The organism is Sphingopyxis sp. MG (genome assembly GCF_002953155.1).
Classification (GTDB): domain Bacteria; phylum Pseudomonadota; class Alphaproteobacteria; order Sphingomonadales; family Sphingomonadaceae; genus Sphingopyxis; species Sphingopyxis granuli.
In genome coordinates, this window is record NZ_CP026381.1 from 1,344,861 (window position 1) to 1,359,820 (window position 14,960).

12 protein-coding genes, 1 tRNA gene and 2 pseudogenes are annotated in these 14,960 nt (G+C 62.4%); 9 read left to right on the forward strand and 6 right to left on the reverse strand.

The annotated features are described in order from the left end of the window. The first annotated feature begins 22 nt into the window (after positions 1-22). A complete protein-coding gene (locus C3E99_RS06165) occupies positions 23-487 on the forward strand; it encodes a hypothetical protein (RefSeq protein WP_148650873.1) in 465 nt (154 codons plus the stop codon). Here C3E99_RS06165 and dinB read toward each other — a convergent pair. Next, the gene (dinB, locus tag C3E99_RS06170) at positions 480-1,601 is read right to left on the reverse strand and encodes a DNA polymerase IV (protein ID WP_104959550.1); all 1,122 of its coding nucleotides are present in this window, start codon (positions 1,599-1,601) and stop codon (positions 480-482) included. The genes C3E99_RS06165 and dinB overlap by 8 nt on opposite strands. Before the next feature lie 125 nt (positions 1,602-1,726). Here dinB and C3E99_RS06175 point away from each other — a divergent pair. Beyond that, positions 1,727-1,800: transfer RNA gene (locus C3E99_RS06175), tRNA-Gly, on the forward strand. 162 nt (positions 1,801-1,962) lie between these two features. Further along, the gene (locus C3E99_RS06180; RefSeq protein ID WP_104959551.1) at positions 1,963-3,186 is read left to right on the forward strand and encodes a tyrosine-type recombinase/integrase; all 1,224 of its coding nucleotides are present in this window, start codon (positions 1,963-1,965) and stop codon (positions 3,184-3,186) included. A 13-nt stretch (positions 3,187-3,199) separates the two neighbouring features. Here the strand turns inward: C3E99_RS06180 and C3E99_RS06185 are convergent, their stop codons facing one another. Continuing rightward, positions 3,200-4,003 (reverse strand): hypothetical protein, encoded by an 804-nt coding sequence (locus C3E99_RS06185; protein ID WP_158682154.1) that lies wholly within the window; start codon positions 4,001-4,003, stop codon positions 3,200-3,202. A gap of 10 nt (positions 4,004-4,013) precedes the next feature. Here C3E99_RS06185 and C3E99_RS06190 point away from each other — a divergent pair, with 10 nt between their 5' ends. After that, positions 4,014-5,216 carry a DUF3363 domain-containing protein gene (locus C3E99_RS06190; RefSeq protein WP_234002622.1) on the forward strand — a complete coding sequence of 401 codons (1,203 nt, stop codon included), beginning with the start codon at positions 4,014-4,016 and terminating at the stop codon, positions 5,214-5,216. Positions 5,217-5,410: 194 nt separating this feature from the next. After that, complete coding sequence (locus tag C3E99_RS06195; RefSeq protein WP_104959554.1) at positions 5,411-5,926, forward strand: hypothetical protein; 516 nt, start codon at positions 5,411-5,413, stop codon at positions 5,924-5,926. Positions 5,927-6,271: 345 nt separating this feature from the next. Here C3E99_RS06195 and C3E99_RS06200 read toward each other — a convergent pair whose 3' ends face one another. Further along, positions 6,272-6,901, reverse strand: coding sequence for a tyrosine-type recombinase/integrase (locus C3E99_RS06200; RefSeq protein ID WP_104959555.1), 630 nt, complete (start codon positions 6,899-6,901; stop codon positions 6,272-6,274). Positions 6,902-7,154: 253 nt separating this feature from the next. Between C3E99_RS06200 and C3E99_RS20285 the strand changes: the two genes are divergently transcribed. Continuing rightward, positions 7,155-7,541 carry a beta-1,6-N-acetylglucosaminyltransferase gene (locus C3E99_RS20285; RefSeq protein WP_234002623.1) on the forward strand — a complete coding sequence of 129 codons (387 nt, stop codon included), beginning with the start codon at positions 7,155-7,157 and terminating at the stop codon, positions 7,539-7,541. 251 nt (positions 7,542-7,792) lie between these two features. Here C3E99_RS20285 and C3E99_RS06210 read toward each other — a convergent pair whose 3' ends face one another. The 3 genes and pseudogenes from C3E99_RS06210 to istA form a co-directional block, all read right to left on the reverse strand. Continuing rightward, positions 7,793-8,059: a hypothetical protein gene (locus C3E99_RS06210; protein ID WP_104959556.1), complete on the reverse strand. Its 267-nt coding sequence runs from the start codon at positions 8,057-8,059 to the stop codon at positions 7,793-7,795. 756 nt (positions 8,060-8,815) lie between these two features. After that, a pseudogene (locus tag C3E99_RS06215) lies at positions 8,816-9,322 on the reverse strand (ATP-binding protein); the annotation flags it as partial. Continuing rightward, positions 9,309-10,382: pseudogene (gene istA / locus C3E99_RS06220) on the reverse strand (IS21 family transposase); the annotation flags it as partial. The pseudogenes istA and C3E99_RS06215, both read right to left, overlap by 14 nt. Positions 10,383-10,385: 3 nt before the next feature. Here istA and C3E99_RS06225 point away from each other — a divergent pair. The 3 genes from C3E99_RS06225 to C3E99_RS06235 all read left to right on the forward strand — a co-directional run bounded on the left by C3E99_RS06225 (position 10,386) and on the right by C3E99_RS06235 (position 14,684). Then, complete coding sequence (locus C3E99_RS06225) at positions 10,386-12,800, forward strand: PD-(D/E)XK nuclease family protein (protein ID WP_234002624.1); 2,415 nt, start codon at positions 10,386-10,388, stop codon at positions 12,798-12,800. Further along, positions 12,793-13,830 (forward strand): UvrD-helicase domain-containing protein, encoded by a 1,038-nt coding sequence (locus C3E99_RS06230; protein ID WP_158682160.1) that lies wholly within the window; start codon positions 12,793-12,795, stop codon positions 13,828-13,830. Before C3E99_RS06225 ends, C3E99_RS06230 begins: the two co-directional genes overlap by 8 nt. Before the next feature lie 179 nt (positions 13,831-14,009). Beyond that, on the forward strand, positions 14,010-14,684 hold the full coding sequence (locus tag C3E99_RS06235; protein ID WP_104959559.1) for a hypothetical protein: 675 nt from the start codon (positions 14,010-14,012) through the stop codon (positions 14,682-14,684). The last annotated feature ends 276 nt before the right edge of the window (positions 14,685-14,960 follow it).

Consider the following 14,960-nt stretch of genomic DNA (forward strand, 5'->3'; position numbering starts at 1 on the left):
ACCATGGGTGGGGAGGGGATGGATGCGCGCTTTGGGAATGATCGCCGCCGCGGCGCTGATGAACGGAACGCCGGCCGGGGCACAGCCTGCGATCGAACTGCCGATCGCGCCGGGTTTCTGGACTAACGACACCGAAAAATGCGCCACGGTGCATCACGGCTATGTCTTCGACGGAACGCGCTGGGGCGCGCTCTATTATTATGGCCCCAACGGCAGCATGGGCCCCGCCGCCGAACTCGAACCGATCACGCAGACGCGCGCGGGGCCGGACGGCTTCACCCAGATGCAGTTCGGCGGCTACGACGGCGCGGGCTATTTCCGCATCAAGCGGGTCGAAACGGATCGCGCGCTTTACCGCGTTGGCGCACCTTTTCGGGACGAGATTCAGGAAATGGACGAGCCGCTGATCCGCTGCGATTTCAAGGCGATGTCACCGAAGATGCAGGTGGCGATCCGCCGCTTCGCGCCCGCGCTAGCGGTCAGATAAGACTGAGCAGGTCACTAGGTGCGGCGGGGGCTTCCTCCTCCTCTTCCCCCTCGAACTTGCTCAGCGTCACCCCCAGCAGGCGGATGCCCTGCTCGACGGGCAGCAGCGGGGCCAGGATCGCCTCGCCCACCGCGAGCAACGCCGCGCCGTCGCCGATGGGGAAGGGGACCGATTTCGCCCGCGTGATCGTCCGGAAATCGGCGTAGCGCAGCTTGAGCGTTACCGTGCGGCCGCGCGCATGACGCTTGGCGGCGCGGTCCCAGACGACGGTACAGACATGCGCGAGCGCCTCGCGGATCTCGACGTCGGCGATCAGGTCGTGGAAGAAGGTCCGCTCGCCGCCGAGCGACTTGAGCGGCCGGTTCGACTTGACGCGGCGATGGTCGATCCCGCGCGCCAGATTGTGGAGCCATTCGGCGCTGTTGCCGAAATGCGCGGCGAGCCACGCCCTGTCCTTCGCCGCCAGATCGGCACCGGAAAAGATGCCGAGCCCCTCCATCTTCGCCGCCGTCACCGGGCCGATGCCGTGAAAGCGGCGGATCGACAGCGTCTGGACGAAGGCGGCGCCCCGGCGCGGCGGAATGACGGTCAGCCCGTCGGGTTTGTTCTGGTCGGAGGCAAGCTTGGCGATGAACTTGTTGTAGGAGACGCCGGCTGACGCGGTGAGGCCGGTCTCGGCGCGGATACGGGCGCGGATCGCACGCGCCGCGGCGGTCGCGCTGCCCAGTCCGGCCTTGTCGCGCGTGACGTCGAGATAGGCCTCGTCGAGCGCCAGCGGCTCGACCTCGTCGGCATAGTCGCGAAAGATGGCGCGGATCTGGTGTGAAATCTCGCGATAGGCGTCGAAGCGCGGTGGGACGAAGACTAGGTCGGGGCAGCGCCGCTTGGCGGTGACGCTCGGCATTGCGGAGCGAACCCCGAATTTTCGAGCCTCATAAGAAGCGGCGGCAACCACGCCGCGCCGCGATGAGCCACCGACCGCAACGGGCTTTCCGCGCAAGGCCGGGTCGTCGCGCTGCTCGACCGAAGCGTAGAAGGCGTCCATGTCGACATGGATGATCTTGCGCACCGGGCCGCCTGCGCCCTCCGCACCGCTGTCGCTGCCCTCGCTCACGCGCCCATCCTATCATGTTGCCATGATGTTCTCAATCGCGGCGCCGGCCCGCTGCCCCCGCCCGATCCGACGTCGACGCTTGACGAATGCGGGCCGAAATGGCAATCGCCGCCGACCTTGGAGACGCGGGTATAGCATAGTGGTAATGCTCTAGCCTTCCAAGCTAGCTAGGCGGGTTCGATTCCCGCTACCCGCTCCAGGCCCCCTTCCGAGAACGTCCGGTAACGTCCAGAGAATGGCTGTATTCCGCCATTTTTTCCGCTATACTCGTCCATGTTGATGCGACCGTATCCCGGTGCACCCGGACAATTTGGGGGTATATATGGGGGTATGTCGCGAGCGGTGATGGAGAGATACCCTCATGGCGCTTACGGCTGTAGCGATCAAGGCGGCGAAAGGCCGCGATAAGCAATACAAGATGAGTGATTCGGGCGGCCTCTATCTGCTCGTATCGCCATCCGGTCGCCGATACTGGAGAATGAACTATCGATTCCTCGGCAAGGAAAAGACCCTGGCTTTTGGTGTTTGGCCCGACCTAGACCTCGCTGGAGCCAGGGCCAAGCGCGACGAGGCGAGGCGACTTCTTGTCGCGGGTCGCGATCCTGCCGAGGAAGCTCGGCTGGAAAAGGCGGCAGCAAGCGTAGCGGCAGCAAACACGTTTCGCGCAGTCGCCGAGGAGTGGCTAGCGAAGGTCGCAAAAGAAGGTCTCGCACCTGCTACGCTCAAGAAAAACCGCTGGCTGCTCGACTTTTCCTACCCGTCGATCGGGCATCGGCCGATAGCTGAAATCAAGCCGTTTGAACTTCTGACCCTGCTCCGCAAATTTGAAACGAAGGGAAAGCACGAAACCGCCCATCGGCTGCGAAGCATATGCGGCCAGGTTTTTCGTTACGCGATCGCCACCGTTCGGGCGGACCATGATGTTTCCGCCGATCTGCGCGGGGCGTTGATTACGCCGAAAGTCACGCATCGCGCCGCCATTACGACACCAACGGAGGTCGGCGCATTGCTGCGCGCGATCGCGGGCTACGAAGGTCATCCAATCACGTTTGCCGCGCTACGCCTCATGCCCCATGTCTTCGTTCGGCCCGGGGAATTGCGCCATGCCGAATGGAAGGAGTTTGACCTCGACAACGCGGTCTGGACCATTCCCGAGACCAAGATGAAAATGCGCAGGGTCCACAAGATCCCGCTATCCCGTCAAGCATTGGAAATCATTGCCACGCTGGAACATGACGCCAGTTTGAGCCGCTTCCTTTTTCCGTCGCTACGCTCGGGTAGCCGCCCCATGTCCGAAAACACGATCAACGGCGCGCTGCGCCGGCTCGGCTATGCCAAGGATGAAATGACCGGGCATGGATTCCGGGCGATGGCGAGTACCCTGCTCAATGAAATGGGCCGCTGGAACCCCGATGCGATCGAACGGCAGCTCGCCCACGTGGAAGGCAACGCGGTGCGGCGCGCCTATAGCAGGGGCGAGTATTGGGATGAGCGCGTCCAGATGATGCAATCCTGGTCGGACGAGCTGGATCGCTTGCGGAAAACTCGCGAGCCCGAGAAGCGGGGCGTCGGGGAACGGAATTGAATCTCGCCGCGTGTCAGTCGGAATAGGTCCAGCCCCGTACGGCCGCGACAGACTTCAACACGCTCAGCGGGTTGGACATGGGATCATGGCATGCGACAGCTGTCTCGGCCCACTCAAGCCATTGTTCGACCGTCATGTCTTCAATCATCGCTTCCGGGTCGAGGTCCGCGCTGCGCAGCGATGCCACCAAATCGCGGACGAGGGCAGCTTTGCGAGACGCTTCCGCAAGTTCGGCTAGGCGTCGAAAGCGGTTTCGGTCGAGGCGTTCCATTTCCTCCTGTTCGCGTCGCCGTTCCTGCCTGATCTTATATTGCCGTGCTTCCTCCTCCCGTTCTTCGCGCCGCGCGGCAAGAACAGGAAATGCCGCGAGCATCGTGGCGACAATGTCACCCGCCTGGCCTTCGAGTCGATGTTTGGTCCCCTCACGCCAATTGCGGCGGAAGCCCGCTGGCACCCATGTCTTGATCTCGAATACCAGTTCGTCGGTTGGCTCGAGGACTTGCCGAAATGCGTCTCGCCCCTTGAATTTCCAGCGCCAGTCGTCCGGCGTGATCGCGATTTTGACTTGCTTCATCCGGTAGCGGAGTTGGAAGGCGATCGCGTCCTCGCCCATGCGCGCCGCGAGCTCGCCGCGTTCGTTCTTTTCGATGACCACCTCGCGTGCTTCGAGGCTTTTGCAGATCGCATCCAAGATGCGCAGCAGACGGCGTTCCGCGCTGTCGAGCGGGATCGCCTTGCTCCACTCCTCGGTGCCATGATCGTAGTTCTTGTCTAAGCCAATCTCGCCCTCTCTGAACGCGATCCGCTCGGCGACCACGGGGTGCGGGTTGATTATTCTCGTCAGCTCGAACGCGCCCGGGGCTCTTCATCAATCCATCCGCTTGGGACGTCTAAAGAAGCTGGAACGGCTCGGGCTGGCGACCCGGCACGGTGCGGCGCATTGGCGGCTGGCGCCCGGGCTTGCGGACACGTTGCGCCACATGGGTGAGCGCGGCGATATCATCCGCACCATGCAGCGTGCCCACGCGGCGAGGGAGATCGTTCCGGCTTGGGGGGACCAAGCGATCTTCGATCCAGCGGCTTCCGATCGCCCGCTCGTGGGACGCCTCATTGAACGCGGCCTGTCCGACGAGCATGCTGATCGTCATTACGTCATCGTCGAGGCGGTCGATGGTCGCACCTACTACGCCGAGATCGGGAAGGGCGAGGCGGTCGGCTCTATTCCCGAGAATGCGATCGTCCAGGTCTCGGCTCGAGGCAGTGGCGTTCGACCTGTCGACCGCACCATTGTTGAGGTCGCCGCTATGAACGATGGCCGCTACACGATCGACGCCCATTTGAAGCATGACCCGGCCGCCAGCGAGCGCTTTGCCGAGACCCATGTTCGTAGGCTCGAGGCGATGCGCCGTATCAGTGGAACCATCGACCGCGATGTCGATGGAAGCTGGGCCATCACCCCCGACCACCTGGAGAAGGTCGAAATATTCGAGGCGAGGCAGTTGCGCGATCGGCCCGTCGCCATCGAGATCCTGTCGGCTGGTTCGCTTGAAAAGCTGACGACTGTCGACGCCGCGACTTGGATCGATCGCGAACTGGTCGCCGATGCGCCGATCCCGCTTCGCGATGCCGGTTTCGGGCGCGAGGTCCGCGCCGCACAGGCCGCGCGGCGGCAATGGCTGATTGCAGAACAGCTTGCCGAGGAGCAGGGCGGGCACACGGTCTATCGACGCGGGATGCTGGCCACGCTCCAGCGGCGCGAGCTGTTGCGGGTCGCCGGCCAGCTGTCCGATGAGATCGGAATGCCGTTTGCGGAGACAAAGTCGCAGCAGGTAGTGCGCGGCCGGTTGGTCCGCGTCGTCGAGATGACGAGCGGACGCCATGCACTGATCGAGCGCTCGCGCGACTTCACCTTGGTTCCATGGCGCCCCGTAATGGAACGACACATTGGTATGAGTATATCGGGCGTCATGCGCGATAGTGGTGCAAGTTGGTCATTCGGGCGTCAGCGCAGCGGACCGAGTGTTGCATAACTTGGTCGATTTAGACCGGCGGTGGGAACCCCGGGGACCGCAGAACCTAGGGCTAGTCACAATTTGCATGCGAATTCCGAAGAGGCTAGCGCTCACATATGTTCTTTATCACTCAACCTGGCGATCGGCCCGATGGCTACGTGAATCTCTCGGAATCCGCAGATTGGGTTCCTTGGCTACATCGGAATATCCCGATGGATATCGACGCGGCGGTGCGTCACCGACTTACCTCCAACCTAAAGCACTTAATGGTCGGGCTCGAGCTAAAGACCGCGTTAGTGATCCCGCACCGGTTCCGCCCGCCGAACGGCCGACCTATGTTGTTCGAGCCATATTACCAGAACTTGATCCAAGAATTCTGCGTTGGTGCATTCTCGGTGATCGAGGGGCTCGGCGCGGCGCAATGGCTGAGTCAGAACGGCCATGACGGTTCCGATGGCCGGGGAGTTTCCCGGAACCAGTGGCGGGCCTCGCTACGCGCAGTTTACGACGATGTGGGTGAGCATGGGCTTGATGAATCCGTGGAGCGGACACTGAGCGTGCGGGACAAGCTGCATCAGGACCAGATCGGTGCCCGCGCCAACATCGACTGGCACGCGTTCTCCTATGAAGCCGCATTTGTCCCTGCGAGCCACGCGATCCGGACTATACTGCGCCGCGAGGCCCATGCCGTGCCGGCTACTTCTAACCTCCATGTTGAACCCCAGTGATTGAGGCTGCTTCGCATTCCGTAAACGAGGTGGTCAACGCGGCCGAGATGACCAAGAACTAAGTCCATTTCCACGTCCGCTTTTGCGACCCATATCCCGACGGTCCGCTATCGCGCACGTCCGCTTTTGGGCAGCAACTGGCTACCCCAGCATCAGCGCAGAACAGCTTTCCCCATAGCTCGGCTCATGACCACCGCGGTTCGGGCATCGAAGACTTTCCGACGCCCGCCGGCGTCCGAAACTCTCAACGGTTGCGGACAGTCTGCTTTCGGGGACTAAACAAAGAGAGCGGACGTTCCGAGGCAATCCAGAGCGCTCGCTCTCTAGGATACCGAGATTTGATCGTTAGACTTCGATGCCTTCCGCCAGAGTCAACGCATCTTCAACATCGACGCCGAGGTATCTCACCGTGTTTTCAATCTTTGTGTGACCGAGCAGAATCTGCACGGCACGCAGATTCCCAGTCGCCTTATAGATGATCGACGCCTTCGTTCTGCGTAGCGAGTGCGTCCCGTAATCCTCGCTTCGAAGGCCAACCGCCGTGACCCATTCGTCGACGAGACGTGCATACTGACGCGTGCTCATATGAGCAGAGTGGTCGATCCGGCTGGGGAATGCAAAATCCTCGATTGATCCACCACGCCGCTCAAGCCATGCCAAGAGGCTCCCGCGAGCATCCGACATGATTTCGAATTGAACTGGTCGATTGGTCTTTTGCTGGATCACCATCGCCCGCGTTCTCAACTCACCGCCGGCGACGAGATCACCGATCTTGATCTTCACAAGATCGCAGCCTCGCAACTTGCTGTCGATTGCGAGATCGAACAGCGCCCGATCTCGAAGCCGATGCTCTCGATCCAAGTGGAAGCGAATTGCCCAAATCTGCCGTGGTTTTAACGGCCGCTTTGCACCTACCTTTCGACCGGCATTCCACGCCGGTCGAGGAGGTAAATAGTCGAATTCTGACCTACCCATGATCGTTCTCCTATGGCCAAAATGGCCAAAAAGAGAAACGCACGGATGGAGGCGATTGGCTGGTTGGAGACTGTCCGCTTTTAGCGGCACACCAAAGAGAGCGGACGTTCCACAGCGTTCGAACGGCGTGGAAGTCCGCGACGGCGGGCTCCTCGCTGCTCGTCGTTACATCCGTAGATCTCGTTCCGAACCGGAATGCAGGAAGCCAAGTTTAGAACCGGGGAAGCGAGAGCAAAGCGACGGGTGGAAAACCGTGACGCGCAGCTTCTGCCATTTTGCCGTCCATCATCCGAGCGCCGAACGCTTCAAGACATTCTATCGGCGCAGTTTCATCCCGGACGAAGCCTTTTTCCAGACCCTAATGATGAACAGCCGCGCACTGGGCGAAGTGATGAACGACGATCTGCGTACAATCGACTGGGTCCCCGATGGCGACATCAAGCTGCGCCCGCGCACCTTTGTCGCGGCCGATGCGTTGCGGCTGACGCTGAGCCCAGACCTGTTCGCGCGTAAGTTCGATGCCGGGGAAGATGCGACAATTTTTGATCTGCTCGAGGCCCACCTGAAGACGCCCGCAGCGAACGTCTATGCGAGTGATCCAGCGGCACCGCTTCCCACGCCGGCGCACGCAGACGCCTGAAAGATCGGGGAGTGAGGCAACGGACCGAACGCGTTCCATTGCGATCGGCAAGATGCCGTTCTGGCCGGTTGCGGTCTGTCGGTTTTTAGAGCTGTCCGCAAAAAAGCTGCCGGATGCGCTTTCCGGGCACCGCTTGCAGCTTGGCTCCCCCTGCATCGCCTCGACGCGGCAAATCTTTATGACGTATCGGCCAAGCGGCGGGCGCAAGTTTGTGCTTGCGAAACGATCGCGTAAGCTGAAGACGGAAGAGCTTATGTGATCGGGGGCGCTGAAGTTTTGTGATTGAGATTGTGCAGAGACTTCTGGAGCGCGGCAATCAGCGAACCGAGGCGGATATTCAATCCGATATCCGGCAATTCATTCTTACTGCACCGTTCGAATTGGACGATGAGCAGGTCGTCAGCCTTGAAGCGCCCGTAGGCGATCGACGACGCATTGACATCGAGGCGGGTTCGACGGTCATCGAGGTGAAGCGTGACTTGCGTCGCGCGCGAACCCGGCAGGACGCCATCGCGCAACTAGCTGGCTATGTAGCGGCACGCTGCGAACAGACCGGGCAGCGCTATGTCGGAGTGCTCACCGATGGGGTCGAATGGATTTGCTACGACCTGCAGAATGACGAATTGCGGGCTGTCACCGACATTTCGCTAACGGGTGTCGGCGACGTCGACAGGTTGCTTGTCTGGCTCGAAGGCGTGCTCGCGACGACCCGCGCGCTTCAGCCCACTGCTCAGGCCATTCACGCACGTCTGGGCGCTGGCAGCAGCGCATATGCGCTCGATCGCGCAACCTTGGCGGCCATTTACGCCGAACATGGCAGCAATCCCACCGTCCAAATGAAGCGCCGGCTCTGGTCGCGCCTGCTCACCTCTGCGCTCGGGACACAGTTCGAAGATACCGACGAGCTGTTTATCGAGCATACGCTGCTCGTAAACTCGGCTGAAATCATCGCGCACGCCGTCCTTGGCCTTGACGTCCAGACGATTGCGCCAGCCTCGCTGCTTTCGGGTCAGCGGTTTGACGAAAGCGGCATTTATGGCGTCGTCGAGCCGGACTTTTTCGACTGGATCACCGAAGTCGAGGGTGGCGAGCCTTTCATTCGCACCTTGGCGCGCCGCCTCGCGCGTTTCGACTGGAGCCAAGTCGAGCAGGACGTCCTCAAGGTGCTTTACGAGAGCATTATCGGCGCCGACACCCGCAAACGGCTCGGTGAATACTACACGCCGGACTGGTTGGCCGAAGCTGTGGTGGCCGACGCCATTCCGAACCCGCTGACCGAGCTCGTCGAGCACGATCAGGTCGAGCCGCGACAGCTGCGCCGCCAGGGTCCCGCCTTTGCCGATCCGGGTCTCCTCTTCGAGGCGTGTCACCAGATCGACGGTGTTGAAGTAGCGGGCGCGAGCGCCCCTTCGCACGACATTGGCGGTGATCGCGATGGCGAGGTGGGTCTTGCCTGTCCCCGTGCCGCCGACCAGCACGATATTGCGGCGAGGCGGGAGGAAGGAGCCATCGTGAAGGGAGCGGATCATCTCCTCATTGATCGGTGTGCCCTCGAAGCTGAACCGCTCCAGGTCCTTCACCACGGGCAGCCTCGCAGCCGTCATCCGATAGCGGATGGAGGCTGCATCCCGGTGGGTCGCCTCAGCACGGAGCAGGTCGGTCAGTATCTCCATGGTGGTGCGCTTGCGCTGGAGGCCGGTGGTGACCGCCTCGTCGAACGCCGCCGCCATGCCCTTGAGTCCGAGGCCGCGCATCGTGTCGATCATATCATGCCGCTGCATCATAGCCTCGCAGCAGATCATAGCGGGCACAGTCGGCGAGCGGAGGATGCTGCAGCATCCGGTCTTCCGAAGTGACGATGCTGTGGGGTGTCGCCGGCTCGCGGCGCCGGGAGAGGATGTTGAGGATCAGCTCGTCGCTGGCCGTTCCGTTCGCCAACGCTTCGCGCACGGCAGCCTCTACCGGCTCCAGGCCATCGGTGAGCACCGCCGAGAGGACCCGCACGAACCTGCGATCGGCCTCGTCCCCGGTGCCGAGCCTTCGCCGTAATCGGTGCAGGGCGGGCGGCAGATCCCAGTCCTGGAACGGTGCGCCGTTACGCAGCGCGCCGGGCTTGTGCGCGAGGACCGGCAGATAATGCCAGGGATCGTATATCGTGCGGTTCCGACCGAAGTGGCGCTCATGCTCCCCGACGATCGCATCGCCGCAGCGTATGACGATGCGATCGGCATAGGAGCGCACCTGAACGGTCCGGCGTGCGGCCGTCGACATGACCGAGTAGCGGTTGCGATCGAAGCTGATGAGGCAGGTGCCGGTGACGGCATGCTCGCTCTCATGGAAGCCGTCGAACGGTGCCAGGATCGGCTGCAGGGCCGGTCGCTCCATATCCAGCGCCTCGGCGACGGTAATATCCCCGCGTTCGGGATGGGCATGATGCTCGGCCCAGCGCCGGCACTCGGCCTCCAGCCACCCGTTGAGCTCGGCCAGGCTGGCGAACCGGAGCCGCGGCTGGAAGAAGCGGCCTCGGATCGTCTGGACCTGCTGCTCGACCTGGCCCTTCTCCCATCCCGCCGCCGGCGAGCAGGCGGTCGGCTCGACCATGTAATGATCGGTCATGATCAGGAAGCGGCGGTTGAACACACGCTCCTTGCCGGTGAACACGGCCGTCACCGCCGTCTTCATATTATCGTAGATACCGCGTCGCGGCACACCGCCGAAGAACGCGAACGCCCGGGCATGGGCATCGAACAGCATCTCCTGGCCCTCGCGCGGATAGGCCCGGACATAGGGTGCGCGCGAGTCGCAGAGACGCATATGCGCCACCTTCACCCGCATCGGCTTCACTTGGACGCGCTGCGAGATATCTGGGCGAGCAGCGATGCCCTCGTTCCGACCGATCTCGCGACGCTCAAGGCGTTCCTTGCTTGCGAGGCAAGCGACGCGCTGCAGCCGTTCCAGGTTGCCTGGGATCGAGACCATGGTCACTTGGCCCCGCTGGAGCGCGCGGTGCTCGAACATATCGAGAGCCACCATGGCCGGCTGGGCGAGGACGATGATGACGTCGTTCGCCTGGTTTCTGACCGGAAGGTGGCGCGTGCACCAGGATCATGCCTGGCAGGCCATGTTCAACGCCACCTCCTGGATCCAGGTGCCCCTGCCATGCCGCTCGACGACAGCCTGGCCCTGTTGTCCGTCCGTGATTCGCTTGCCGAATGCGAAGCCGCGGCGGCGATCGTGCAGCGATGGCTGGCTGACGATACAAGTCTCGTCGCCAGCGACATCGGCATCATCGTCCCGAACGGCGCGGAATATGGCCATTACCTGGCAGAGACCTTCGCGCACGCTGGACTGGTTGCCTCGTCGCTTCCCGGCACCGCCGAGCGGAGGAACATCGGTGCCGAGGCTCTCCTGCATTTCCTTCAATGCCGGCGCCGGCCAGCTCCCGCCATGGCGCTCGCATCGCTCTATTGTTCACCAGTCCTTTGCTGGCCCGAAGACGTGGGAACGGCCCTGGCGGCTGCCGCCATGGCGGGCGACTTCCAGCCAAGGGCGGCCCGTGACTTCACGGGCCGGCCGGCCGCCTTGTTCGCTCTCGTCCGCTCGGCATCGCCCTTGACCAACGGCGAGCTCAAGGAACAGGTTCGCTCCTTCCAGGGGCTGCTCAGCGAAAACGAGCTACGCGCCGAGGACGTCGCTGAAGCGAAGCGACAAGCATCGCGGCTGGTCGCAGCGCTTGGTAACGCCAACGACGCTGCAGAAGCTGAACTGGACAAGGCCATCCAGGTGGCAGCTGCCTACCAGGCGGCGCCATCGACAAGGGGCCCCTACTTCCTCGGTGGTATCGCGGTGATGGTGGACCACGAAACACCCAGGCGGCCGTTTCGTAAGCTTATCATCTTGGGGTTCAATGACGGTGCCTATCCGTCATCGCCCGCGGGTAACCCGTTTTTTCTTGATAGTGAAATTGCATCGATTGCAGACATGACTGGCATCCAGCTGCCATCGCGGGAGCAGCAACTTGCTGCCGCGCTGGAGCTCTTCACCCGCCAGGTCGGTGCAGCTAGCGAGCAGGTCGTCTTGCTCCTGTCGGAGCGTGATCGCAGTGGCAGCTTGCTTTCGGTGTCGTCGAGCTTGCCGCTCATTTCCCGGCTCGTGGAAGGGATCAAGGACCCGGAAGACCTGGTCGTGCCCATGGGCCACGGCGAGGGGACGATTTGGGACAGGCTGGTGGCTTGGAAGTCCAGGCCGGTGATCGAGCCGGCGCTGATGCCGGAGGTGCCGTCTCACTACGCGTTCGACTTCGACCTCTTGGGGCTCCGCCAAAAGGAGGACGGGTCGGCGCGAGCGCAGAGCCCGAGCCGGCTTGAAAAGCTCTTGGTCAGCCCCCTCGCTTGGGTCCTGTCAGAGCTCGGGGCCGAGCACGTGTCCTGGCAGCCCGAGGCGCTTGACGTCATGATTCGCGGATCTCTCGCCCACGAAGTTTTCGAGCGCCTGTTCGTGCCGGGCAAGCTGCATCCGTCCAGCGAGGAGATCGAAGCCAAGGTCCCCGGACTCCTGCTGGACCGCATTCGCACGCTGGCACCATTCCTCCAGGCCTCGGCATGGGCGGTCGAGCGCAACATGCTCGAGGCAGAAATCACCAACTCAGCGAAGCACTGGTCGTTGGTCCTCAAGTCACTGGACGCCGAGATCGTGGGCAACGAGTTCTGGCTGTCGGGAGAACTGTTCGGTCACCCCGTCCACGGCAAGGCCGACTGCCTGCTACGACTTCCCGATGGGCAGCCGGTCGTCGTGGATTACAAGAAGAGCAGCTCGGGCGCGCGGCGTCAGCGCCTCCAGAAGGGATGGGACCTGCAGGTCGATCTCTACCGGCGCATGGGCGTTCGGCTCGACGAGCGCAGCAGCGAAGACGTTGTTCGCATCGCGGAGGCGCTCGATGGGTGGTCGAAGCTCCCGGCCGTCGCCTATCACACGCTTAACGATGGCAACGTCCTGCTCAACGGGATCGACGAGCTCGATAGCGCCGAGGTCGAACTCGTCGCCGGCGATATTGCCGAGCATGCGCTGGCACTTATTTCGGCTCGGTTCGATGCTCTCAAGGCAGGCCGCCTCGATACCAATACGACAGCTGACGAGAAATTCTTCCAGCGGTCCGCCGCGCTCGGCACCTATGCCCTGGACGACAGCCCGCTGATCGCCGCTTTCATGCGCGACGACATCAACCCCTCGGTAGCCCTGGTGGACAATGAAGATGACTGAGCTCTCGATCGTTCCCGCCGGCGCAGGGGCGGGCAAGACCCATCACATCCAGGAAACCCTCACCCAGTGGGTGCGCGAAGGCAAAGTGCGGCCCGAGCGGATATTGGCCGTCACTTTCACGGAGGCCGCCGCTGGCGAACTGCGCCAGAGGATCCGTGGAGCACTGGTTGCTGATGGCAACCTGCAAGCGGCCTTGGCCGTAGAGCGAGCCTATGTTTCCACCATCCATGGCCTTGGACGGCGGTTGCTGGTCGAACATGCCTTCGCCGCAGGCTCCTCGCCGCAGCAACGTCTCATCGCCGAAGACGAGCAGGACCTGCTCATCCGCCGTTCGATCGCTGAGAACGAGGCGCTCAACGAGCTCTCCCGCAACCTCGGGGCCCATGGCTACCGGGGTAGCTTCACCTCGGACGACACGGCCGAAGACAGCTTCCGCAAGACGCTGCTCGGCGTCATCGCGCTCCTACGGACGCTTGGGCCGCGGGGAGGCGACCCGGCGATGGCCGACTTCGTCGAGGCGTCGATCAGGAAAGGATATCGCCAGCCTGTCGGGACGTCAGAAGCCTTGGCAGCAGCTTTGCAAAAGGCTGTAGGAGCGCTTCTCCTCGCCTTTCCGAGATCGCTGGCTGATGACGCCGGGAGTGCTGCCGCCAAGACGGCTTTCCGGGATAATTTCCGCGCGTTGAAGCAAGCCGAACAATTGCTTTCGAGCGGAAGGAAGGACTGGAGGTCCTGGCAGCGGCTGCGTGATCTTCGCCAGTCCAAGCGCGGCAGTCCGACTCCGGATGGTTATGACGACCTGGCCGGCGCGGTCATGGCAGCGGCCGACACGCTGGCCTATCACCCAGGCCCACTTGAAGACGCGGTTTCTCATGCGCGCGCGCTCGTGGAAGGCGCGCAATCGGCCATGGCTGACTACGAGACCCGCAAGCGGGAACTCGGCGTCATCGACTTCGGTGACATGGTAACGAATGCCGCGCGGATAGCCATGCGGCCATCTGCACCGCTACGCTCGGCCCAGGAGCGATAGAACTCCAAGGCGCGATAAGCGCGCTTGCCCAGCAAGGTCGGATCGATACACCTGGATTGTCTGCTTTGCAGGAACTTTGGCCAGCCTCGCTTGCGACACCGGTTGACCGCCTGGTCCACCAGGTCATCGAAGTATCCGGACTTCGCGGATGGTGCGACAAACTTGAAGACCCGGCCCAGATGAGAGCAGACCTGCTGCGGTTCGAAGCGGAAGCCGCGGCATTCATCGATGCTCACCGCGATATGCGGGAAGCGTCAGGCTTCTATGGACAGGGCGCCAACGTCTTTCTCGGCTGGCTTGAAAACAAGGTTGGCCTCAAGGGCGAAGACCTGCGACCCAACCCCTCGGGAAGCGAGGCCGACGGCGTCGAGATCGTCACCTGGCACGCGTCCAAGGGACGGGAGTGGCCAATCGTCGTTGTTTGCGGGCTGGACCATAAGCTCGATCCCAGGGCAGGCACGTTTAGCACCAAGTTCCCCGGGTTCGACGACCTCGATCACGTGATCGAGGAGGCAACGCTCGCCTATCCGCGACTGCATGTCGAGCAACCGATCGAGGTTCCTCTTTCAGATGGTGGAAGTCAGAGCATCATTCTGGATCTTATCGCTGAAGGCCCCAACGGCTTCATGATCGTCGATCACAAGAGTGGGGCGGTGGCAGATCATGAGCTGCGATTTGAACGATACTGGCCGCAACTGGCAGCCTACATCGATGCTGTCGATAAAAGGGGTGACAAGGCTGTGCGGGGCGCTGCCGTGTTCTGGACCGAGACTGGTGATTTGACACTCGGACAAGTGTTGTGTGGCGCTACCAAACGCATCGATCTTATGACACCTGACCGGGGGATGCGATGAGCGTCCAGTGGGGTACGTTTGCTCCCGACTCAGCTCCGTCATACCGCCGCCTACAGACGCTCGGATTGACGGTCGCAATCCGGCACTACAACGACCGATCCGTCCCAGGGCTTGGTGGGCTCAGCTTTGGCATGCCCATCGCGTGGTCTCTTCTCGGCGTCTGGTTAGCTGAGGAGATTGGTAATCAGGTTCGGCCGCTCTCGTGTGCCAATGCTATCGAAGCTGCCATCATGGTCCAAGCACTAAAGGAAGGACGCAAGAGAGCGCGAGGCCACC